General features: G+C 62.1%; 21 protein-coding genes, 1 tRNA gene and 1 pseudogene. 11 read left to right on the top strand and 12 right to left on the bottom strand.

The features are described from left to right. The first annotated feature begins 6 nt into the window (after nt 1–6). From ACF8MI_RS20170 to ACF8MI_RS20180, 3 genes are read left to right on the top strand one after another with little or no spacing between them, the layout of a single operon-like run. Complete coding sequence (locus ACF8MI_RS20170) at nt 7–1,614, top strand: carboxyl transferase domain-containing protein (protein ID WP_012273265.1); 1,608 nt, start codon at nt 7–9, stop codon at nt 1,612–1,614. 3 nt (nt 1,615–1,617) lie between these two features. Further along, a complete protein-coding gene (locus tag ACF8MI_RS20175) occupies nt 1,618–2,433 on the top strand; it encodes a gamma-carboxygeranoyl-CoA hydratase (protein ID WP_060497790.1) in 816 nt (271 codons plus the stop codon). Then, a complete protein-coding gene (locus tag ACF8MI_RS20180) occupies nt 2,430–4,382 on the top strand; it encodes an acetyl/propionyl/methylcrotonyl-CoA carboxylase subunit alpha (RefSeq protein ID WP_060497791.1) in 1,953 nt (650 codons plus the stop codon). Before ACF8MI_RS20175 ends, ACF8MI_RS20180 begins: the two co-directional genes overlap by 4 nt. 33 nt (nt 4,383–4,415) lie before the next feature. Here the strand turns inward: ACF8MI_RS20180 and ACF8MI_RS20185 are convergent, their stop codons facing one another. Continuing rightward, complete coding sequence (locus ACF8MI_RS20185; RefSeq protein ID WP_060497792.1) at nt 4,416–5,123, bottom strand: S24 family peptidase; 708 nt, start codon at nt 5,121–5,123, stop codon at nt 4,416–4,418. Between the two features lie 88 nt (nt 5,124–5,211). Between ACF8MI_RS20185 and ACF8MI_RS20190 the strand changes: the two genes are divergently transcribed. The 3 genes and pseudogenes from ACF8MI_RS20190 to ACF8MI_RS20200 all read left to right on the top strand — a co-directional run. Further along, entirely contained in the window at nt 5,212–5,523 is a 312-nt protein-coding gene (locus tag ACF8MI_RS20190; RefSeq protein WP_060497793.1) for a DUF6124 family protein, read from the top strand. 437 nt (nt 5,524–5,960) lie between these two features. Next, nucleotides 5,961–6,476 (top strand): DUF4880 domain-containing protein, encoded by a 516-nt coding sequence (locus tag ACF8MI_RS20195; RefSeq protein ID WP_186722871.1) that lies wholly within the window; start codon nt 5,961–5,963, stop codon nt 6,474–6,476. 30 nt (nt 6,477–6,506) lie between these two features. Continuing rightward, nucleotides 6,507–6,848: pseudogene (locus tag ACF8MI_RS20200) on the top strand (aspartate racemase); the annotation flags it as partial. Here the strand turns inward: ACF8MI_RS20200 and ACF8MI_RS20205 are convergent. The 7 genes from ACF8MI_RS20205 to ACF8MI_RS20235 form a co-directional block, all read right to left on the bottom strand. Beyond that, on the bottom strand, nt 6,773–7,093 hold the full coding sequence (locus ACF8MI_RS20205; RefSeq protein ID WP_223624435.1) for a dihydrodipicolinate synthase family protein: 321 nt from the start codon (nt 7,091–7,093) through the stop codon (nt 6,773–6,775). The pseudogene ACF8MI_RS20200 and the gene ACF8MI_RS20205 sit on opposite strands and share 76 nt — an antisense overlap. Nucleotides 7,094–7,244: 151 nt before the next feature. Then, nucleotides 7,245–7,320, bottom strand: a tRNA-Gly gene (locus ACF8MI_RS20210). 64 nt (nt 7,321–7,384) lie between these two features. Then, a complete protein-coding gene (gene pgsA, locus ACF8MI_RS20215; RefSeq protein WP_200928646.1) occupies nt 7,385–7,945 on the bottom strand; it encodes a CDP-diacylglycerol--glycerol-3-phosphate 3-phosphatidyltransferase in 561 nt (186 codons plus the stop codon). Between the two features lie 33 nt (nt 7,946–7,978). Next, nucleotides 7,979–9,802: an excinuclease ABC subunit UvrC gene (gene uvrC, locus ACF8MI_RS20220; protein WP_060497798.1), complete on the bottom strand. Its 1,824-nt coding sequence runs from the start codon at nt 9,800–9,802 to the stop codon at nt 7,979–7,981. 5 nt (nt 9,803–9,807) lie between these two features. Next, complete coding sequence (gene uvrY / locus ACF8MI_RS20225) at nt 9,808–10,446, bottom strand: UvrY/SirA/GacA family response regulator transcription factor (RefSeq protein WP_003251380.1); 639 nt, start codon at nt 10,444–10,446, stop codon at nt 9,808–9,810. A gap of 63 nt (nt 10,447–10,509) precedes the next feature. Further along, complete coding sequence (locus tag ACF8MI_RS20230) at nt 10,510–10,899, bottom strand: helix-turn-helix domain-containing protein (RefSeq protein WP_060497799.1); 390 nt, start codon at nt 10,897–10,899, stop codon at nt 10,510–10,512. 118 nt (nt 10,900–11,017) lie between these two features. Beyond that, the gene (locus ACF8MI_RS20235; protein WP_200928647.1) at nt 11,018–11,449 is read right to left on the bottom strand and encodes a GNAT family N-acetyltransferase; all 432 of its coding nucleotides are present in this window, start codon (nt 11,447–11,449) and stop codon (nt 11,018–11,020) included. A 212-nt stretch (nt 11,450–11,661) separates the two neighbouring features. Here ACF8MI_RS20235 and ACF8MI_RS20240 point away from each other — a divergent pair, with 212 nt between their 5' ends. Then, nucleotides 11,662–13,278, top strand: coding sequence for an inorganic phosphate transporter (locus ACF8MI_RS20240; protein WP_060497801.1), 1,617 nt, complete (start codon nt 11,662–11,664; stop codon nt 13,276–13,278). A 5-nt stretch (nt 13,279–13,283) separates the two neighbouring features. Here ACF8MI_RS20240 and ACF8MI_RS20245 read toward each other — a convergent pair whose 3' ends face one another. From ACF8MI_RS20245 to ACF8MI_RS20255, 3 genes are all read right to left on the bottom strand, one after another. Further along, the gene (locus ACF8MI_RS20245) at nt 13,284–13,979 is read right to left on the bottom strand and encodes a glutathione S-transferase N-terminal domain-containing protein (protein WP_104834301.1); all 696 of its coding nucleotides are present in this window, start codon (nt 13,977–13,979) and stop codon (nt 13,284–13,286) included. Between the two features lie 251 nt (nt 13,980–14,230). Beyond that, nucleotides 14,231–14,728: a PaaI family thioesterase gene (locus ACF8MI_RS20250; protein ID WP_060497803.1), complete on the bottom strand. Its 498-nt coding sequence runs from the start codon at nt 14,726–14,728 to the stop codon at nt 14,231–14,233. 59 nt (nt 14,729–14,787) lie between these two features. Then, a complete protein-coding gene (locus ACF8MI_RS20255) occupies nt 14,788–16,170 on the bottom strand; it encodes an amino acid permease (protein WP_104834300.1) in 1,383 nt (460 codons plus the stop codon). A 256-nt stretch (nt 16,171–16,426) separates the two neighbouring features. Here ACF8MI_RS20255 and gcvA point away from each other — a divergent pair, with 256 nt between their 5' ends. Together gcvA and ACF8MI_RS20265 are read left to right on the top strand one after the other, a co-directional pair. Continuing rightward, a complete protein-coding gene (gene gcvA / locus ACF8MI_RS20260; protein WP_060497805.1) occupies nt 16,427–17,323 on the top strand; it encodes a transcriptional regulator GcvA in 897 nt (298 codons plus the stop codon). Between the two features lie 151 nt (nt 17,324–17,474). Continuing rightward, nucleotides 17,475–18,725 carry an aspartate aminotransferase family protein gene (locus tag ACF8MI_RS20265; protein ID WP_060497806.1) on the top strand — a complete coding sequence of 417 codons (1,251 nt, stop codon included), beginning with the start codon at nt 17,475–17,477 and terminating at the stop codon, nt 18,723–18,725. A gap of 3 nt (nt 18,726–18,728) precedes the next feature. Here the strand turns inward: ACF8MI_RS20265 and ACF8MI_RS20270 are convergent, their stop codons facing one another. Next, nucleotides 18,729–19,031: a hypothetical protein gene (locus tag ACF8MI_RS20270; protein ID WP_060497807.1), complete on the bottom strand. Its 303-nt coding sequence runs from the start codon at nt 19,029–19,031 to the stop codon at nt 18,729–18,731. 140 nt (nt 19,032–19,171) lie between these two features. Between ACF8MI_RS20270 and ACF8MI_RS20275 the strand changes: the two genes are divergently transcribed. Further along, nucleotides 19,172–19,597 (top strand): hypothetical protein, encoded by a 426-nt coding sequence (locus tag ACF8MI_RS20275; RefSeq protein ID WP_060497808.1) that lies wholly within the window; start codon nt 19,172–19,174, stop codon nt 19,595–19,597. Between the two features lie 73 nt (nt 19,598–19,670). Next, nucleotides 19,671–21,782 (top strand): elongation factor G, encoded by a 2,112-nt coding sequence (gene fusA / locus ACF8MI_RS20280; protein ID WP_060497809.1) that lies wholly within the window; start codon nt 19,671–19,673, stop codon nt 21,780–21,782. Nucleotides 21,783–21,812 lie beyond the last annotated feature (30 nt).

The following is a 21,812-nucleotide window of genomic DNA, read 5'->3' on the forward strand; positions in this document are numbered from 1 at the left end:
GCGCACATGGCTACCTTGCACACCCAGATCAACCCGCGTTCGGCGGAGTTCGCCGGCAACAGCGCGGCCATGCTTGAACAGGTCCAGGCCCTGCGCGGCCTGCTTGCCCAGGTGGCCCAGGGCGGCGGGCCCAAAGCCCAGGAGCGGCACACCTCACGCGGCAAGTTGCTGCCACGCGAGCGTATCGACCGCCTGCTGGACCCAGGCTCGCCGTTCCTCGAAATCGGCCAGTTGGCCGCTCATGAGGTGTACGGCGAAGACGTGCCGGCTGCGGGCGTGATAGCGGGTATCGGCCGCGTCGAAGGCGTGGAATGCATGATCGTGGCCAACGACGCCACGGTCAAAGGCGGTTCGTACTACCCGCTGACAGTGAAAAAGCACCTGCGCGCGCAGACCATCGCCCTGCAAAACCGCTTGCCATGCATTTACCTGGTGGACTCGGGCGGCGCCAACCTGCCACGCCAGGACGAAGTATTCCCGGACCGCGAACACTTCGGCCGGATCTTCTTCAACCAGGCCAACATGAGCGCGCAGGGCATCCCGCAGATCGCCGTGGTGATGGGGTCGTGCACCGCTGGCGGTGCGTATGTGCCGGCCATGGCCGACGAAGCGATCATGGTGCGCCAACAGGCAACGATCTTCCTCGCCGGCCCGCCGCTGGTAAAAGCCGCCACCGGTGAGGTGGTCAGCGCCGAAGACCTCGGCGGCGCCGATGTGCATTGCCGCACCAGCGGCGTGGCCGACCACTATGCCGACAACGACGAACACGCCCTGGCGATCGCCCGGCGCAGCGTGGCCAACCTTAACTGGCACAAACTGGGCAAGCTGCAGCGCCTGGCGCCGGTGGCGCCGCTGTATGCGGCCGACGAGCTGTATGGCGTGGTGCCGGCCGATGCCAAGCAACCGTTCGATGTACGTGAGGTGATCGCCCGGCTGGTCGATGGCTCGGTGTTCGATGAGTTCAAGGCGCTGTTCGGCACCACCCTGGTGTGCGGCTTTGCCCACCTGCATGGCTACCCGGTGGCGATTTTGGCCAACAACGGCATCCTGTTCGCCGAAGCCGCGCAAAAAGGCGCGCACTTCATCGAGCTGGCCTGCCAGCGCGGCATTCCGCTGCTGTTCCTGCAGAACATCACCGGCTTCATGGTCGGCAAGAAGTACGAAGAAGGCGGCATCGCCAAGCACGGTGCCAAGCTGGTGACCGCCGTGGCCTGCGCCCAGGTGCCCAAGTTCACGGTCATCATCGGCGGCAGCTTCGGCGCCGGCAACTATGGCATGTGCGGCCGCGCCTACGACCCGCGCTTCCTGTGGATGTGGCCCAATGCACGCATTGGCGTGATGGGCGCCGAACAGGCCGCAGGCGTGCTGGCCCAGGTCAAGCGCGAGCAAAGTGAGCGTAGCGGCCAGCCGTTCAGTGCCGAGGACGAGGCCAGGCTCAAGCAGCCGATCCTCGACCAGTACGAGCACCAGGGCCACCCTTACTACTCCAGCGCCCGCCTGTGGGACGACGGTGTCATCGACCCGGCACAAACCCGCGACGTGCTTGGCCTGGCGTTGTCTGCCGCGCTGAACGCGCCGATCGAACAGAGCCGCTTCGGCATTTTCCGGATGTGACCCATGAGCGATTTCAGCACCCTCGAAGTGATCCGCGACCCACGCGGTTTCGCCACCCTGTGGCTGAGCCGCGAGGACAAGAACAACGCCTTCAATGCGCAGATGATCCGCGAGCTGATCGTGGCCATCGACCAGTTGGCCGAAGACGCCAGCCTGCGCTTCGTGCTGCTGCGCGGCCGTGGCCGGCACTTCAGCGCCGGCGCCGACCTGGCCTGGATGCAGCAATCGGCGCAGCTGGATTTCAACACCAACCTGGATGATGCCCACGAACTGGGCGAACTGATGTACGCCCTGCACCGCCTCAAGGCCCCAACCCTGGCCGTGGTGCAAGGTGCAGCCTTTGGCGGCGCGCTGGGCCTGATCAGTTGCTGCGACATGGCCATTGGCGCCGAAGACGCCCAGCTGTGCCTGTCGGAAGTACGCATCGGCCTGGCCCCGGCAGTGATCAGCCCGTTCGTGGTCAAGGCGATCGGTGAACGCGCCGCGCGCCGCTATGCCCTCACTGCCGAGCGTTTCAGTGGCGTGCGGGCCCGCGAGCTGGGTTTGTTGGCCGAGGTGTATCCGGCCAGCGAACTGGACGCTCAGGTCGAAGCCTGGGTAACCAACCTGCTGCAGAACAGCCCGCAGGCGTTGCGCGCCACCAAGGACCTGCTGCGCGAAGTGGACGACGGCGAATTCAGCCCGGCCCTGCGGCGCTACTGCGAGAACACCATCGCCCGCATCCGCGTCAGCGCCGAAGGCCAGGAAGGCCTGCGCGCCTTCCTGGAAAAACGCCGCCCCGCCTGGCAAACCGATGACAAGAAGGAGCCGCGCCCATGAGCCGCCCCGTTTTGACCACCCTGCTGGTCGCCAACCGCGGCGAAATCGCCTGCCGGGTAATGCGCACCGCCAAGGCCATGGGCCTGACCACCGTCGCCGTGCACAGCGCCACCGACCGTGACGCCCGGCACAGCCGCGAAGCGGATATCCGCGTTGACCTGGGCGGCACCAAGGCCGCCGAAAGTTACCTGCTGGTCGACAAACTGCTGGCCGCCGCCAAGGCCAGTGGCGCCCAGGCCATCCACCCGGGCTATGGCTTCCTGTCCGAGAACGCAGGCTTCGCACGCGCCATAGAACAGGCCGGGCTGATCTTCCTCGGCCCACCGGCCAACGCCATCGATGCCATGGGCAGCAAGTCGGCAGCCAAGGCGCTGATGGAGGCTGCCGGGGTGCCGCTGGTGCCGGGCTACCACGGTGAAGGGCAGGACCTGGACACCTTCCGCGCCGCTGCCGAACGCATTGGCTACCCGGTGCTGCTCAAGGCCAGTGCCGGCGGCGGCGGCAAGGGCATGAAAGTGGTCGAGGAAGAAAGCCAGCTGGCCGACGCCCTGGCTTCGGCCCAGCGTGAAGCCCAGTCGTCGTTCGGCGATGCGCGCATGCTGGTTGAAAAGTACGTGCTCAAGCCGCGCCACGTAGAGATCCAGGTGTTCGCCGACCAGCACGGCAACTGCCTGTACCTCAACGAACGCGACTGCTCCATTCAGCGCCGCCACCAGAAAGTGGTCGAAGAAGCCCCAGCCCCTGGCTTGTCGCCTGAACTGCGCCGGGCCATGGGTGAGGCTGCGGTGCGTGCCGCCCAGGCCATCGGCTACGTGGGTGCCGGCACGGTCGAGTTCCTGCTCGACGCCCGTGGCGAGTTCTTCTTCATGGAAATGAACACCCGCCTGCAGGTGGAACACCCGGTCACCGAGGCCATCACCGGTCTGGACCTGGTGGCCTGGCAGATTCGCGTGGCCTGCGGTGAGGCGTTGCCGATTACCCAGGAACAGGTGCCGCTGATCGGCCATGCCATCGAAGTGCGCTTGTATGCCGAAGACCCGGCCAACGAATTCCTGCCGGCGACCGGCAAGCTGGCGCTGTACCGTGAGTCGGCGCCGGGTGAAGGCCGGCGGGTGGACAGCGGGGTCGGTGAAGGTGACGTGGTATCGCCGTTCTACGACCCGATGCTGGGCAAGCTGATCGCCTGGGGCGAAGACCGCGAACAGGCACGCCTGCGCTTGCTGGCCATGCTCGACGAGTTCGCCATTGGCGGGCTGAAGACCAACATCGCCTTCCTGCGCCGCATTCTGGCCCACCCGGCATTTGCTGAAGCTGAGTTGGATACCGGCTTCATTCCGCGCCACCAGGAGGTGTTGCTACCAGCGCCAAACGCACTGCCGGCCAGCTTCTGGGAAGCCGCAGCCGAAGCCTGGCTGCAAGGCCAGGCCGGGCATCAGCGTGATGACGACCGCCGTTCGCCGTGGGGTGAGCGCAACGGTTTGCGCCTGGGCCTGCCCGCACGCACCAGCCTGCACCTGGTAAGCAGTGGCCAGGACCAGGCGGTTGCCCTGGAGCGCAGCGCTACGTCCACCTACCAGCTGGAGGGCGAACAGCTGGTGCATGATCAGGCCGGTGTGCGCCGCCAGCACCTGGCGATCCGCCGGGGTGGCACGCTTTACCTGCACTGGGATGGCGAGATGCACGCCATCGAGGCCTTCGACCCGATTGCCGAAGCCGAGGCCAGCCACAGCCATCAGGGCGGCTTGGGCGCGCCCATGAACGGCAGCATCGTGCGGGTATTGGTCGAGCCAGGGCAAGTGGTAGAAGCAGGTGCCGCGCTGGTGGTGCTGGAGGCCATGAAGATGGAGCACAGCATTCGTGCGCCACATGGCGGGACGGTGAAGGCGCTGTTCTGCCAGGAAGGGGATATGGTCAGCGAAGGGACAGTGCTGGTCGAGCTGACAGAGTGAGGTCAGCGGGGGCTGCTTTGCAGCCCCTTCATTCTAGAAGGCACCGTGCACTCGCACGACCACTCCAAGAAACTCGCAACCTTCTTCACAGAGCAGCGTCGGGTAGTTGTTATTGAGGGCCTTCAGGTACCGCTGCCCGCCGTCCTCAGCCAACTCGCGAAAAATCGCCGGTTTGCCCGGCTGACGAGCGATAACCAAACGCCCCCCCTCAACTTCCACCCCAGGATCAACCAGCATCCGCATGCCCTGTGGCACACTGCGACCACTGACGGCGCTCATCGCGTCGTTCTCAACTGTCAGCCAGAATGCTTTGCCTTGGGCCAGGTAATCCGTCTGTTCGAACACGCTGGGCTCCTCAACATCTGTAGCACCCAACTCACTCCAGTCCTTGACCGGGTAGCGGAAACACACGATGTACTGCATGAGGTCCAGGTCGTCCTCGGCATCATCCACCCCGTAGGCGCCACGGTCCTCGCCAACCTGGCCCTGAATGCGCAGCTGCAGGCTGACGTTGTAATGGGGCATGCCAATCTCGACAAACGTGCGGTTCATCGACTCGATTTTCGGCTGACGCCGCTTGTTCACCCAATGCCCCACACTGCCTTGAGACACACCAACGCGCTCGGCAAGCTGCTCCTGGGTAAGCCCTAGCTCCTCCATCCGGTCACGGACGAGGGCAATCCATTTATCCATATTCATCGCTGGCACGATACGGGCTGCCCTGAACCGCTCAATAAACATTCAGTATTATTTATCAAAGGGCGCAAAAATACTTCAGGTATTAGTATTGGTTTCACCCCTACCTTTACTGGCTCTAGCAGGTATCAGGATGAAACCACCGAAAAACGACGAAACAGATCTCGACAGCGAAGCCGCCCGCCGCGCCCTCGACTACTACCTCAACCCCAACCCGCCACGCCCCACGCTGGACAACAAGATCTGGACCTTGCACGAGGGCGTAACCGGCGACCAGGCCCAGGAGCACGCCATCGCCCTGCTGCGCTGCGCTGCCGCCACCGCGCAGGAAACAGCCACCCACCAGCACGGCAGCCAGCGCGAGCTGACCTTCGCCTTGATGCACATGATGGACATGGCCCGCGCGCTGCTGGAGCACAAACGCGCCGCCGATCCGGACTATTGAGTAAAAAAGAAGGGAGAGAACGTGATAGCCGCGTAACGGCAAAGGCCCCGACTGCCGGGACAAGGAAGCGCATCGGTAAAACTTTTTTACCGAAAGGACGAAAATTCATTTGACTGGCAAATGATAACGATTATTATTGCACTCAGCTGATCGCGAGATCCGCTGGATAACCTGGAGCTTAGGTCGCTCTCAGATTATCTCCTCATCAGGCTAATCACGGTTTTTGACCCGGCTTTTTGCCGGGTCTTTTTTTTGGTTCTTCAGGCTAACGAAGATCGTGATGGCGCGCATGATAGCAAAGGTGTTTCAGGGCGTGAACGCTCATTACAAAACTTTGCGGAATCAGCAGTTGAGAATCAATCTCGTTTCATCTACGCTGATCACGCATCAAGGAAGATGCCCCCATCCCCTCCCCTTTGTAAAGCAAGGAGCTGTCCATGACCCGTCTGCTACTGCCCCTTGAGCACCCAGGCCCAGTTGCCGAACAGGATGCCGACCACGCCCTGCTGCATGCCCTGAAGCGGCTGCCCCGGCGCGTACAGCAAGTGTTCCTGCTCAACCGCCTCGATCAACTGGACTTCGCCAGCATCGCCGCCCGCCTCGACCTGCCATTGGCCAGTATCGAGCGGCACATGGACCAGGCGTTGCAGGCCGGCCGCTCGCGCCGGGACGTGCTGGCAAGTGTTGCCGGGCAATGGTATGTGCGCTTGCAAAGCCCACAGGTGACGGCGTGCGAGCGGATCGACTTTCGTCGCTGGCTGGACGCGGACACCGCGAACCTTCAAGCGTTTCACGAAACAGAACTGCGCTGGCGCAGCCTGCTGGAACCGGCTCGGCAGCTTGGCCATGACGGCTGGTATCGTCAAGGCCGAGCAGCGCTGTCGCTGGGTGGTTGTTCGATTGCGGTCGTGCTTGGTGTGGCGGCGTTGGTGCTGTTTGGTTTCTGGGCCTGATGAATGCCCCAGCCAACCGCCGCTACAACCATCCATCAAGCCTGTTTATCGGCGCAGGACAATGGCGCTACGTTGATCGTGCCAGGTATGGCCGAGTTGTCTCTGGTCTGTGCTGATCTCCAGCGGCGCGGGATACCTACCTTGGATATCAATGAAATCTACGCCACCTTCGCCACCCGGGGGCCGGGTAATCCGCGTGCTCTGCCGTTTAAACTCGGAACCTTAGGCGGGGTGGGTCCCGCTGCAACTGTCGATTTCATGGGGAAAGTCGTTGCGAATACCCCTGCGGGATGCGATCAGGACCACATCAAAATGGTTGTTGAGCAAAACCCACAGATTTCGGATCGTACGGCTAACCTGCTGCGTGGAGAGCGGGTACGCTCAACGACCTCATCTGCCAGCAAGGCAGAGGTTTGAGCGATCACGCGAGGGCGACCGTTGATGATTTTCGAGCCGAAAGCGACCAGCTCTTTGGACTCATCCTTGCTCAGGTACACATGCATTCCGGTTCCGGAGCTCAGCACAAAACCATGAACACCGGCCGCAATGTAACGCTCAATCAGCGCTTCGAATCGCGCATAGTCGATTTTGCCTTGGGCGTCGAACGGCGTGGTGATGGCAAGGTTGACACCGGAAAAATTGAATGCCGGCCCTGCGGGTTACACGCCTGCAACAGCGAGGGAGGAGGGATTGAAAAAACGCAGGCATAAAAAAAGAGGCCTTTCGGCCTCTTCTTTTTGATCCCAGCGACGCACTGAGGATCGAATTTGGAGCGGGAAACGAGACTCGAACTCGCGACCCCGACCTTGGCAAGGTCGTGCTCTACCAACTGAGCTATTCCCGCGTCGTGATGGGTGCCATTCTAGCGATTTCTAAAACAGCGTCAACCCCTTGATTCAAAAAAACTTTTATTTCTGCTCCGAACCTTCGCGCAGGTGCGGCCAGGCGGCCAGCAGGTAGTGCACCATCGACCACAGCGTCAGCCCCGCCGCCACCAGCAGCAGCCCGTAACCCAGGATGACCCAGAAAGTCACCGCCGGTGGGTTGGCCAGCAGAATCACCAGTGCCAGCATCTGCGCTGCCGTCTTCCACTTGCCAAGGTTGGACACCGCCACATGCGCGCGTGCGCCCAGCTCGGCCATCCACTCGCGCAGTGCCGACACCACGATTTCGCGGCCGATGATGACTGCAGCCGACAGGGTCAGCCAGAAGTTGGCGTGAGTCTGCACCAGCAGCACCAGGGCCACGGCCACCATCAGTTTGTCGGCCACCGGGTCCAGGAAGGCACCGAACGGCGTGCTCTGCTGCAGGCGACGCGCCAGGTAACCGTCCAGCCAGTCGGTGGCAGCGGCAACGGCGAACACGCTGCTGGCGGCCATGTAGCTCCAGTGATAGGGCACATAGAACAGCAGGATGAAGATCGGGATGAGCAGGACGCGTAGAACGGTGAGCAGGTTTGGAATATTCATCGGTACGACTGGCTGCAAGTTGAGCCCGGCATTCTACTCGCTATGCAGGCTGGCATAAATTGATTCGGCAAGCTTTTTACTGATGCCGGGGGCTTTAGCGATTTCATCGATACTGGCGCGGTTGAGCTCTTGCAGGCCACCGAAATGTTTCAGCAGGTCACGGCGGCGCTTCGGCCCTACCCCGGCCACATCTTCAAGGCTGGAGACCCGACGGGCCTTGCCACGACGGGCGCGGTGACCGGTGATGGCAAAACGGTGGGCTTCATCGCGGATCTGCTGGATCAGGTGCAGTGCGGCAGAATCGCCCTTGAGGGTAAATTCGTGGTGCACGTCGTTCAGATAAAGGGTCTCGAAGCCTGCCTTGCGGGTGACGCCTTTGGCCACGCCTAGCAGGGTCAGGTCGTTGAAGCCCAATTCCTGCATCACATCGCGTGCCATGTTCAGCTGGCCCTTGCCGCCGTCCACCAGCAACACATCGGGCAGCTTGCCCTCGCCGTCCCTGATACGCCCGTAGCGGCGAGTCAGCGCCTGATGCATGGCGGCATAGTCATCACCGCCGGTAATGCCTTCGATGTTGAACCGACGGTAATCGGACTTCAGCGGGCCTTCGGGGCCGAACACCACGCAACTGGCCACGGTGGCTTCGCCGCTGGAATGGCTGATGTCGTAGCACTCCAGACGCTGCGGCACTTCATCCAGGCCCAGCACTTCGGCCAGGGCCTCGAAGCGGGCAGCCATGTGCTGGCGGTTGGCCAGGCGGGCGTTGAGCGCCTGCTCGGCGTTGGTCACGGCCAGCTGCTGCCAGCGGGCGCGTGTGCCGCGCACCCGGTGGCTGATGGTCAGCTCGCGGCCTCGCAGCGTGTGCAGCGCTTCGGTGATGGCTTCGAAGTCTTCGTGAACCACGTTGACGATCAACTCGCCCGGCAGTTCGCGCTCTGCGTTGCCCAGGTAGTACTGGGAAAGGAATGCGGCCATGACCTCGGCCACCTCTTCCTCGATACCCACCTGCGGGAAAAAGTTCTTGCTGCCCAGTACTCGCCCACCGCGCACGCTGATCAGGTGCACACAGGCGCCACCCGGGTTGACGAAAGCGGCGATGACGTCGACGTCGCCACTGCCACCTTCTATGTACTGCTGGTCCTGCACGCGCCGCAACAGGGCGATCTGGTCACGCAGTTCGGCAGCTTTCTCGAAATTGAGGGCCATGGCGGCCGTTTCCATCTCGGCATTCAATTCGTTGCCCAACTGCTGGCTACGCCCTTCCAGGAACATGACCGAGTGGCGCACATCCTCCGCATATTCCTCGGCAGTCACCAACCCGGTGCAGGGCCCTTTGCAGCGTTTGATCTGGTACTGCAGGCAAGGCCGGGTGCGGTTTGCGTAATAGCTGTCCTCGCACTGGCGCACGGAAAAGGCCTTTTGCAGCAAGCTGAGGCTTTCGCGAATGGCACCGGCGCTGGGGTACGGGCCGAAGTAGCGGCCCTTGGCCTTTTTCGCCCCACGGTGAATGCCCAGTCGTGGGAACTCGCCATCGGACAGGAACACATAGGGGTAGGATTTGTCGTCGCGCAGGAGGATGTTGTAGGGCGGGCGCCACTCCTTGATCAGGTTCTGTTCCAGCAGCAACGCCTCGGTTTCGTTGGCGGTGATGGTGGTTTCGACCTGCGCAATGCGCGCTACCAGCGCGGCAGTCTTGGGCGCCAGGCCAGTCTTGCGGAAATAGCTGGCCAGGCGCTTCTTGAGGTTCTTGGCCTTGCCCACGTAAAGCAGCCGGGCTTCGGCATCGAACATCCGGTAAACGCCCGGCCGCCCACTGCAGGTCGCCAGGAATGCGCTGGCATCAAACACTTGAGACATGAGGTTTACAGGCTTGCGTCGACCATACCGTGGCGAACGGCCAGCAAGGTCAGTTCGACGTCGCTGGTGACCGAGAGTTTTTCAAAGATCCGATAACGGTAAGTATTGACGGTCTTGGGCGAGAGGCACAACTTGTCAGAGATGATCTGCACTTTCTGGCAGCCGACGATCATCAGGGCAATCTGGATTTCCCGTTCGGACAACGCGTCAAACGGCGAACCCTGCGGCTGAAACGGTTTCAGTGCCAACTGCTGGGCGATCTGCGGGCTGATATAGCGTTGGCCGGCAAAGGCCAGCCGAATAGCCTGGACCATTTCATCAAGGCCTGCCCCCTTGGTCAGATAGCCGGCAGCGCCGGCCTGCAGCAAGCGCGTGGGGAACGGGTCTTCCTCGCACACCGTCACGGCGACTACCTTGATGTCCGGATGGCTGCGCAGCAATTTGCGGGTAGCCTCCAGGCCACCGATGCCGGGCATTTTCACGTCCATCAGCACCACATCCGGCTTGAGCTCACGGGCCAGTTTGAGCGCCGACTCGCCCGAGTCCCCCTCACCCACTACCTGCAGGCCGTCGATGTCGGCGAGCATGCGCGTAATACCGGTTCGTACCAGATCGTGATCATCGACCACTAAGACCCTAATCAAGCACACACCTCGTCAGCAGGGCGATTGGATCCCGCCACCTTAACAAAATTTTTCACAGTGGGCCTAACGCATTGATTCCGTCAGAAACACCTGATGCTTAACGGGCAGAGGCCTCGCTGTTTTCCGGGGTTTACCGTTGCTGGACAAACGCCCCAACAGGTGCCAAATCGCCGCCTGATCCTCGAACGGCAGTTGGCGGAATGCCTCCAGCAAACCGGGCTCATCCGTACTCAAACCTTCGAGCGGTACAGGGGTGCGTGTACCGCAAAGCACATACAGCGCATCCACCCCCCTGACAGCCAAGGCGGCCAGGTAATCGATCCGAGGGGTACGCTCACCGCTTTCATACTTGCCCTGAGCATTGGGCTCGACACCGCCGATATCGCCAAAAACTCGCTGGGTCATGCCCAGTCGTTCGCGCTCTTCCCGCAGCCGCGGACCGATTCCATTCATTGGAGTTTCTCCTCTTCCTTGATATCCCTGGTGCCCGGCCCACCCTCTGCAGACAGCCCTAGGCACGTGGATCCACTATGCACATGCTCTTGGACCGCGACAAGCCATCATTGGGCCATTAGTTGATGGCGCGCTGCATACGCACAAAGCAATCGTCTTTTCCCATTTCAACGAAACCGTGGCGCTGATACAGCTGACGGGCCGGGTTGCTGCGAAACACCATTAGCCGCAGCAGCGGCAGGCGCCGCTGCCTGGCCCAGAGCGCCAACTGCTCCAATACCCAGCTGCCGACCCCGCGCCCACGGTGCTCGGGCAACAGGTGCAACTCGCGGATGAACAACGCCTGGCGGTCATGGCTGAGGCTGCAGAAACCCAATAGGGTGTCGCCTTCGGTCACCAGCCACTGCTCGCGCCAGCCCCAGGCCTCGTCGAAGGCTTCTTCGATCCACAACAGGTCGTATTCGCGGTAGTACCGCAACATCGCGCGGCGCGTGAGGTCGCGGGCGAAGGTGCAGTGGCGGTCGCTGGCGGGGGTTAACTGTAAAGGCATCGCATTTCGCTCATCGGGGATGACACACGGTCGCACAAACACCGCCCCTGCGGATACGCATCGCGTTTTTTCGTAGCGAATCGTCGCACGACCCTGCCATTACCGTTTGTCTTGAGACTAGACAATTCATTGATCGAGGTCACGGCCGGGTTACGAATTGTTTCTATGCTCAAGGCCTTCGGCACCCACGCCCAACGCCAACCGGAGCACCCATGGCAACCCCGCCACTGGCCAGCCAGCCGCAACTGGCCCAGCGCGACTCCCGCCTGCAGCTTGCCCACACGCCAGGGCGCGCCACCCTCGTGTTGTTCTTCGGCCTGCTACTGGCCGGCATTGCCTATACCGTCTGGAGCCTGAAACAGGATGTGACGGCCAGCGGCACGGTGATCACCACGGTCACACCGTTCCTTCTACTGGGCCTGGCGCTGCTGATTGCCCTGGGCTTTGAATTCGTCAATGGCTTTCATGACACCGCCAATGCCGTCGCCACGGTCATCTACACCCACTCGCTGCCGGCACCGGTGGCGGTCGTCTGGTCCGGGTTTTGCAACTTCCTTGGCGTGTTGCTTTCCAGCGGCGCGGTGGCGTTCGGCATCATTGCCCTGCTGCCGGTGGAGCTGATTTTGCAGGTCGGCTCCTCGGCCGGCTTTGCCATGGTCTTCGCCCTGCTGCTGGCAGCCATCATCTGGAACCTCGGCACCTGGTGGCTGGGCCTGCCGGCATCGTCCTCCCACACGCTGATCGGCTCGATCATCGGCGTGGGTGTGGCCAACGCGCTGATGCATGGGCGTGACGGCACCAGTGGCGTGGACTGGGCCCAAGCCAGCAAAGTCGGCTATGCCTTGCTGTTCTCACCCCTGATCGGCTTTGCCTGCGCGGCCTTGTTGCTGGTGGCGTTGCGTGCACTGGTCAAGCGCAAGGACCTGTATCAGGCGCCGGAAGGCCGCACCCTCCCTCCGTGGTGGATCCGCAGCGTCCTGATCCTCACCTGCACCGGCGTATCCTTTGCCCATGGCTCCAACGACGGCCAAAAAGGCATGGGCCTGATCATGCTGATCCTGGTCGGCACCCTGCCCATGGCCTATGCCCTGAACAAGACCATGCCCAACGAACAGGCTTTGCAGTTTTCGGCCATCGCCGAAGTAACCCGCCAGGCGCTGGTGCGCAGCCACCCGCAAGCGGCCCCGGCCGACCCACGCCAGGTACTGACCTTGTTCATTGCCGAGCCCACGGCCAGCCCGCAACTGGTACCGGCACTCGCGGCGCTGACCGGGATGATCGGCGACCAGGTCAAAGGCTATGGCTCGCTCAAGCGCGTGCCGGCCGAAGCCATGGCCAATGTGCGCAACGACATGTACCTGACCAGCGAAGCCATTCGCCTGATCGAAAAAAAACACCTGGTGGCATTCGATGCTGACACCCGAAGCCATGTAGAACTGTTCAAGGCACAGCTGGACGATGCCACCCGCTACATTCCACTGTGGGTGAAGGTGGTCGTGGCCATCGCGCTGGGGCTGGGCACCATGGTTGGCTGGCGGCGTATCGTGGTGACGGTGGGCGAGAAGATCGGTAAGGCCCACCTGAGCTATGCCCAGGGCGCCTCGGCTGAAGTGGTTGCGATGTGCACCATCGGCGCGGCGGACATGTTCGGGTTGCCGGTTTCGACCACCCATGTGCTGAGCTCTGGTGTAGCCGGCACCATGGTCGCCAACGGCTCAGGCATTCAGAAACGCACACTGATCAACCTGCTGATGGCCTGGGTGCTGACCCTGCCGGCAGCCATGGTGCTGGCAGGGTCGTTGTACTGGTTGTTGAACCAGGTCTTCTAGGTCTGTCAGGCGGGAATCTTCAGGCCGCGCTGCACGGCTGGCCGTTCAAGGAAGGCCGCCAGTACCCGTTGCACTTCCTTGAACTGATCAAAGCCTACCAACTCCCGCGCGTTGTAACGCTCCACCAGGTTGCGTACCCACGGGAAGATGGCGATGTCGGCGATGCTGTATTCGTCAACCATCCACTTCCGCCCTTTCAGGTGCCGATCCAGCACACCCAGCAGCCGTTTGGACTCGTTGACATAGCGATCACGCGGACGCTTGTCTTCATATTCCTTGCCAGCAAAGAAGTGGAAAAAGCCGACCTGGCCGAACATCGGCCCGATGCCGCCCATCTGGAACATCAGCCACTGCAGGGTCTGGTAACGCTGGGCAGGGTCCTGGCTGAGCAGTTGGCCGCTTTTCTCCGCCAGGTACTGCAGGATCGCCCCTGACTCGAACAACGGCAGCGGCTGACCACCCGGCCCGTTGGGGTCGAGAATGGCCGGGATCTTGTTATTCGCGCTGAGCGAAATGAACTCGGGGCTCAACTGGTCATCGTTGTCAAAACTGACCTTGTGCGCCTCGTAGGCCAGGCCGACTTCTTCGAGCATGATCGACACCTTGACGCCGTTGGGTGTCGGCAGGGAATAGAGCTGCAACCGCTCAGGGTATTTCGCAGGCCATTTGCGAGTAATGGGAAACAAGCTCAAATTAGTCATGGTCGGTCCCTGGGTTCATAGGAAAGAACACTCTATGTTTAACCATGAACGCTGGCTATTGCTGAAACGTTGTTGATCAAGAATGGCGCGGCGTTCAGCCGCGCCTGGTCTAGGCATCAATAGCGTGGTACGACTGACTCTCCAGCGTGGGAAATAATTACCTCTGCTCGAAACGGCTGTAGGCAGATTCAGCTAACCGGTTAGTCGAACTTACCCGCGAGCGGCGCGGAGGCCGCCTCCAGTCTCATGCATCAGAACTTTGCATGTGCCTTGAACTTGAGCTTTTCGGTGTCGACACGCACGAACACCGAGTCGGCGGTCACGGTCAGCACATCGTCGGCCCAGACTTCGCAGATCACCCGGCTCTTGCGCCCCACGTCCCCTTCCACACGCGCCTTGAGCAACAGCTCGACGCCCATGGGCGTGGGTTTCAGGTAGGTCAGGTTGAGCGTACCCGTGACGCAGTCGATGCGCGGCAGGCTGCCCGGCTCGCGGCCTTCATTGCGGTAGTGGTAAGCCATGGCCGTCCAGTTGGAATGACAGTCGACCAGCATCGCCAGCAGGCCGCCGTAAACCAGGCCGGGCCAGCCGATGAAGGTGCTGTCGGGCGCATGGCGGCATATCAGATGAACGTCGTCGGCGTCCCAGTGGCTTTGCAGGTGCAGCCCGCTGGGGTGGGAGCACCCGCAGCCATAACACGTGCCATCGGGTGCCGCGAGGGCCTGGAGGGAAAGGGCTTGATCGTTCATACGCTTCCTGTGCTTATTGAAATGGGGGCGCGCTACGCCCCCCCATTAAAGCAGAAACATCAGGCCGTCTGGGCAACCACCTTGGCACGCCGCTGGGTCAGCGAAACCAGCAGGATGAACAGGGTTACGCCAGCAGTCATCAGGGTTTCGTAGCGGTAGGCATCGCTGAACAGCATGTAGCCCAGCACCATGACGATGGTGCCGATCACCAGCCAGGTCAGCCACGGGAACAGCCACATCTTCAGTTCCAGCGGACGCCCTTCACGCTCGGCACGGGCACGCATGCGCAGTTGCGACACGGCAATCACCAGGTACACCAGCAAGGCAATGGCGCCGGTGGTGGACAGCAGGAAGCCGAACACCTTGCCTGGGAACACATAGTTGACGAAACAACCGGCAAAGCCTGCCAGGGTAGAGAAGATCACCGCCACGGTCGGTACGCCGGAGCCGGAGATGCGCTTGGTAACGCTCAGAGCCTGACCACGGGCACCCAGCGAATAGAGCATGCGCGACGCGGTATACAGCCCCGAGTTCATGCAACTGGTCACCGCTACCAGCACCACCAGGTCAACCAGCAGTTTGGCACCCGGCACGTTCAGCACCTCCAGTACGCGCTGGAACGAACCGACCGCCTTCAGTTCAGGATCATTCCAGGCCACCAGCGACACCACCAGGAAAATCGACGCCAGATAGAAGATGGCGATGCGGTACACCACCAGGTTGGTGGCACGGCGGATCTTGTCTTTCGGGTTGGCGGTTTCGTCAGCGGCAATGGTGACGATTTCGGCACCGAAGAACGAGAAGATGGTGATCAGTACACCACCCAGCACGGTCCCGAAGCCGTTGGGCATGAAGCCGCCGTTGTCCCACAGTCGGCTGACCCCGGACACTTCGGCCAGCGGCCAGAAGCCGAACACGGCCAAGGTGCAGACCACGATGAAGGCAATGATCGCCACCACCTTGACCAGGGCGAACCAGTACTCGAAGGCACCGAAGTTCTTCACGCTGATCAGGTTGGTGCACGACAGCACCAGCATGATGAGGAAGGCGAACAGCCACGATGGCACCCCAGGGAAGTAGGCATGCAGGATGTCCGCACCGGCAATGGCCTCGACCGGAATGATCAGCACCCAGAACCACCAGTACAGCCAACCGATGGTAAAGCCCGCCCATGGGCCAATGGCTTCTGAGGCATAGGTGGAAAACGAGCCACTGTTGGGGTTGGCGATGGCCATTTCGCCCAGCATGCGCATCACCAGCAAGACCAGCAGGCCGGTCATGGCGTAGGAGATCAGGATGGCCGGGCCGGCGGTGGCGATGGCGTTGGAGGAGCCGATGAACAGCCCGGCGCCGATGATGCCCGCAATGGAAATCATGGAAACCTGACGGGAGGTCAGGCCGTGTTGCAGGGAACGCTGTTTCTTGTTGTCTTGCGAAGCCATGAAGAACCCTCTAATGGGTCGGCCGCAGCGAGGCGGCTGAAGGTCGGAGCAGAATTCTTTTAAATTTCTGATAGTCGTTGTTGTTGTTTTTGCAGATGCCGGAAGCGGGTACTGACCTCCTCTTCGCATGACCGGTTGTAATCGTTGATCCAGGTCAGTATTAATCTATAGGCCGGGGTCAACAAACGACCTTTTCGAACCACATGATTCCGCTTTGGAATGAACTTCTTCCTTTTTTGCTCGGTATTTGCCCGTCATGTCCAAACGCCTGATGCCTTCGACCACCGCCCTTCAGTGCTTCGAAGCGGCCGCCCGCCACCTCAGCTTCACCCGCGCGGCGCAGGAACTGCACCTGACCCAGAGCGCCGTCAGCAAGCAGGTGGCGCAGCTTGAGGACATGCTCTCGCACTCGCTGTTCCAGCGCATTCGCCGCCGCCTGCACCTGACCCCGGCCGGCGCGCTGTACCTCACCGAAGTGAACAAGATCCTCACCCAGATCGACATTTCCAGCCGCTACATCCTCAGCTACGGCGATGAAACCGAAGTGCTGCGCATCGCCACCCAACCCACCTTCGGCGCCCGCTGGCTGGTGCCCAGACTCAAGGGTTTTGGCGACCGCTACCCACGCATCCACCTGGACGTGCGCAACGAACTGGAGCCCTTCGACCTGGTACAGGCCAAGGCAGACATCGCGTTTTTCTTCGGCCAGGGCACCTGGCCCGGGGCAACCTGCATCGAGCTGTTCAGCGAAGAAGTGGTGCCGGTGTGCAGCCCGCAGCTGCTGGCCAATCACCGCTTCGACAGTGCCCAGACGTTGACCGAGCACCGGCTGCTGCAATGCGTGTCGCGACCGGAGGCCTGGCACGAATGGTTTCTGGGGCTGGGGCTGCATAGCCAGAACAGCTACCACGGGCCGCGTTTCGACACGTTCTACCTGTGCATTCGCGCAGCAATTTCAGGCTGCGGTATCGCCCTGATTCCGCGCTACCTGGTGGCAGAGGAACTGAGCGAGGGCAAGCTGGTTGTGGCCTGGGACCACCCGGTGGCGAGCAATGGCCGGCACTTCATCGCCCATGCCGAGCACGCGGCCGAAGTGCCCAAGATCCGGGCCTTTGTGCAGTGGATTCGGGAGCGGGTGGCTGAGGGGGATTGATGACTCTTGCCGGCGATAGGGCCGGAATGGCAGATGCAAAAACCAGCCAGATCACGAATCCACGGAATGACCGCAATCGAATAATTCGTTTGCGGTATAACCCGCCAACACGCTTGGATAATAAGAAACTCGAACAAGGTCCCGCGTGCCCATGAACCAGGAAAGTATCAGCCAATCCATTGCCATCGTTCACCCGATCACACTTTCCCATGGCCGTAATGCCGAAGTCTGGGACACCGACGGCAAACGTTACATCGACTTCGTCGGTGGTATCGGTGTGCTCAACCTGGGCCACTGCAACCCCGCCGTGGTCGAGGCGATCCAGACCCAGGCCACCCGCCTGACCCACTACGCCTTCAACGCCGCCCCACACGGCCCATACCTGGCACTGATGGACCAACTGAGCGAGTTCGTGCCCGTCAGCTACCCATTGGCCGGCATGCTCACCAACAGCGGTGCGGAAGCGGCCGAAAACGCCCTGAAAGTTGCCCGCGGCGCCACCGGCAAGCGGGCCATCATCGCCTTCGACGGCGGCTTCCACGGCCGCACCCTGGCCACCCTGAACCTCAACGGCAAGGTCGCCCCGTACAAACAGCGGGTCGGTGAACTGCCTGGGCCGGTGTACCACCTGCCCTACCCCAGCGCCGACACCGGCGTAACCTGCGAGCAGGCGCTCAAGGCCATGGACCGCCTGTTCAGCGTCGAACTGGCTGTGGAAGACGTGGCAGCGTTCATTTTCGAGCCGGTGCAGGGTGAAGGCGGCTTCCTCGCCCTTGACCCCGCCTTCGCCCAGGCCCTGCGCCGCTTCTGCGACGAGCGCGGCATCCTGATCATCATCGACGAAATCCAGTCGGGCTTCGGCCGCACCGGCCAACGCTTCGCCTTCCCACGCCTTGGCATCGAGCCCGACCTGTTGCTGCTGGCCAAGAGCATTGCCGGCGGCATGCCACTGGGTGCGGTGGTCGGGCGCAAGGAATTGATGGCAGCCCTGCCCAAGGGCGGCCTGGGCGGCACCTATTCGGGCAACCCGGTTGCCTGTGCGGCGGCGCTGGCCAGCCTGGCGCAGATGACCGACGAGAACATCGCCACCTGGGGTGAGCGCCAGGAGCAGGCCATCGTCAGCCGCCACCAGCGCTGGCAGGCCTCGGGCCTGTGCCCGTTCATCGGCCGCCTGACCGGCGTGGGCGCCATGCGTGGCATCGAGTTCGTCAATGCCGATGGCAGCCCGGCGCCGGCACAACTGGCCAAGGTGATGGACGCCGCGCGGGCCAAGGGCTTGTTACTGATGCCCAGCGGCAAGGCACGGCACATCATCCGCCTGTTGGCACCACTGACCATCGAGGCCGAGGTGCTCGAAGAAGGCCTGGATATCCTCGAGCAGTGCCTGGCCGAGCTGAACTGAGGCTTACAGCCCCAGTTCTTGCGGGGTGAGCATGTCGGACTCGAAGGCAATCCAGCCGCCTTCGAGTTCGGCATGGCCGTTGACGATCGGGCCGTAGTAGGTCAGGCCGTTCTCCAGGGTCACGCAAATGTGCGTGGCCGATTTCTCGGGGGCTGCGAGCGTACCGACGAAATGCACTTTCTTCAGGGTTTCGGTCACCGCTTCCAGGCCAACGCGCATGTTGGGGTTTTCCGAGGCCTCGGCATCGCCGCCACGGTCTTCGGCGCTGATGGTCACGGTGGCGATGTACGGGTACTTGGTGCTCAAGCGGGGTTACCTCAGTGGGTGTTTAGACGTATGGGCGCGTAGAGTACGGCAGGCGGTCCCGGTTGTCTCTACAGGTGATCTGAATGCCCCGATCTGTTAGGGTGCCCGCCGATGCACGCCACACCACACGAGGATCCCGAGTGAGCGCCGAAGAACCCCTGATCGCCGACCTGTTCGATGTCGACAAACGCCTGTCCCTCAAGCCCGTCGTGGACTTCAACAGCTACCTGCGCAACGCCTTCGGCGAAGGCCCGTGCCGCTGCCACCGTTGCGCCGAAGGTGGCGACGAGAGCACCTACAGTCACACCCACAGCTTCACCTTCGACGGCCGCCAATGGCACCGCCGCTTCGCCAGCACCTCGGGTAGCGATGTTGCCCAAGCGCTGAAAAAGGCCTGGCTGTCGTACACAAAAGCCGACCTCAACCTGGTCGGCGCGCTGGACCTGACCACCCTCAAAACCTTCACCGAGGCCGCCCTGCACCCGCGCCTGCTGGCCCTGCTGCCAGCCAGCGGCCTGGCCCGTGAAGTGGATGGCCAGTGGATGCTGCAAGCCCAAGCCGACTGACGGCCCGGCGGCAGGGCAGGATTCCACCGGTCTGCTAACGTGGTGGAATCCGCCCATCCGCAGGTAGTCCGCCATGGCCCGCACAACGCCCATCGAGCTGTACCGCAATATTGGCATCGTCGCACACGTCGACGCCGGCAAAACCACCACTACCGAGCGGATCCTGTTCTACACCGGGGTCAACCACAAGATGGGCGAGGTGCACGATGGCGCCGCAACCATGGACTGGATGGCCCAGGAGCAGGAGCGCGGCATCACCATCACCTCGGCGGCGACCACGGCGTTCTGGCAAGGCTCGACCAAACAGTTCGCGCACAAGTACCGCTTCAACATCATCGACACCCCCGGCCACGTCGACTTCACCATCGAGGTGGAGCGCTCGTTGCGCGTGCTCGATGGCGCGGTGGTGGTGTTCAGCGGCGCTGACGGGGTGGAGCCACAGTCCGAGACGGTCTGGCGCCAGGCCAACAAATACCATGTGCCACGCCTGGCCTACATCAACAAGATGGACCGCCAGGGCGCCGACTTCCTGCGCGTGGTCAAACAGATCGACCAGCGCCTGGGGCACCATCCGGTACCCATCCAGCTGGCCATCGGCAGCGAAGAAAACTTCGTCGGCCAAATCGACCTCGTGAAAATGAAGGCCATCTACTGGAACGATGCCGACCAGGGCACCAGCTACCGCGAAGAACCCATTCCCGCAGAACTGCAGGCGCTGGCCGACGAATGGCGTGCGCATATGATCGAGGCTGCAGCCGAGGCCAGCGATGAGCTGACCATGAAGTTTCTCGAAGGCGAGGAATTGAGTGTCGACGAGATCAAGGCTGCGCTGCGCCAACGTACCATCGCCAACGAAATTGTACCGACCATCCTCGGCTCCTCGTTCAAGAACAAAGGCGTGCCGCTGATGCTCGACGCGGTGATCGACTACCTGCCGGCCCCGTCGGAAATCCCGGCGATCAGGGGCACCGACCCCGACGACGAAGAGAAGCACCTGGAGCGCCACGCCGACGACAAAGAACCGTTCTCGGCCCTGGCCTTCAAGATCGCCACCGACCCCTTCGTCGGCACCCTCACCTTTGCCCGGGTGTATTCCGGCGTGCTCAGCTCGGGCAACGCGGTACTCAACTCGGTCAAGGGCAAGAAGGAACGCATCGGCCGCATGGTGCAGATGCACGCCAACCAGCGCGCAGAGATCAAAGACGTGTGCGCCGGCGACATCGCCGCGCTGATCGGCATGAAGGACGTGACCACCGGCGACACCCTGTGCGACATGGACAAGCCAATCATCCTTGAGCGCATGGACTTCCCCGACCCGGTGATTTCCGTGGCCGTCGAGCCGAAGACCAAGGCCGACCAGGAAAAAATGGGCATCGCCCTGGGCAAGTTGGCCCAGGAAGACCCGTCATTCCGCGTACGCACCGACGAAGAAACCGGCCAGACCATCATCTCTGGCATGGGCGAGTTGCACCTGGACATCATCGTCGACCGCATGCGCCGCGAGTTCAATGTCGAGGCCAACATCGGCAAGCCGCAGGTGGCCTACCGCGAAAAAATCCGCAATACCTGCGAGATCGAGGGGCGTTTCGTCCGCCAGTCCGGCGGCCGTGGCCAGTATGGTCACTGCTGGATCCGCTTCGCCCCCGGCGACGAAGGCAAGGAAGGCCTGGAGTTCATCAACGAGATCGTCGGTGGCGTGGTACCACGCGAGTACATTCCGGCGATCCAGAAAGGCATCGAGGAACAAATGAAGAACGGCGTGCTTGCCGGTTACCCGCTGATCAACCTCAAAGCCGCGGTGTTCGACGGCTCTTACCACGACGTCGACTCCAACGAAATGGCCTACAAGATCGCTGCGTCGATGGCCACCAAACAGCTCTCGCAGAAAGGTGGCGCGGTGCTGCTGGAGCCGGTGATGAAGGTGGAGGTGGTGACGCCGGAGGAGTACCAGGGCGACATTCTGGGTGACCTGAGCCGGCGCCGCGGGATGATTCAGGACGGTGACGAAACGCCGGCAGGCAAGGTGATCCGTGCCGAGGTGCCGCTGGGCGAAATGTTCGGCTATGCCACCTCGATGCGCTCGATGACCCAGGGCCGGGCGAGCTTTTCGATGGAGTTCACCCGGTATGCCGAGGCACCGGCAAGCATTGCCGATGCCATTGTGAAGAAGAACCGCGGGGAGTGATTGGTTTGCCTGTGCCCGCGAAGAGGCCAG

The sequence above is a fragment of the Pseudomonas sp. yb_9 genome (assembly GCF_043103635.1).
Classification (GTDB): domain Bacteria; phylum Pseudomonadota; class Gammaproteobacteria; order Pseudomonadales; family Pseudomonadaceae; genus Aquipseudomonas; species Aquipseudomonas monteilii.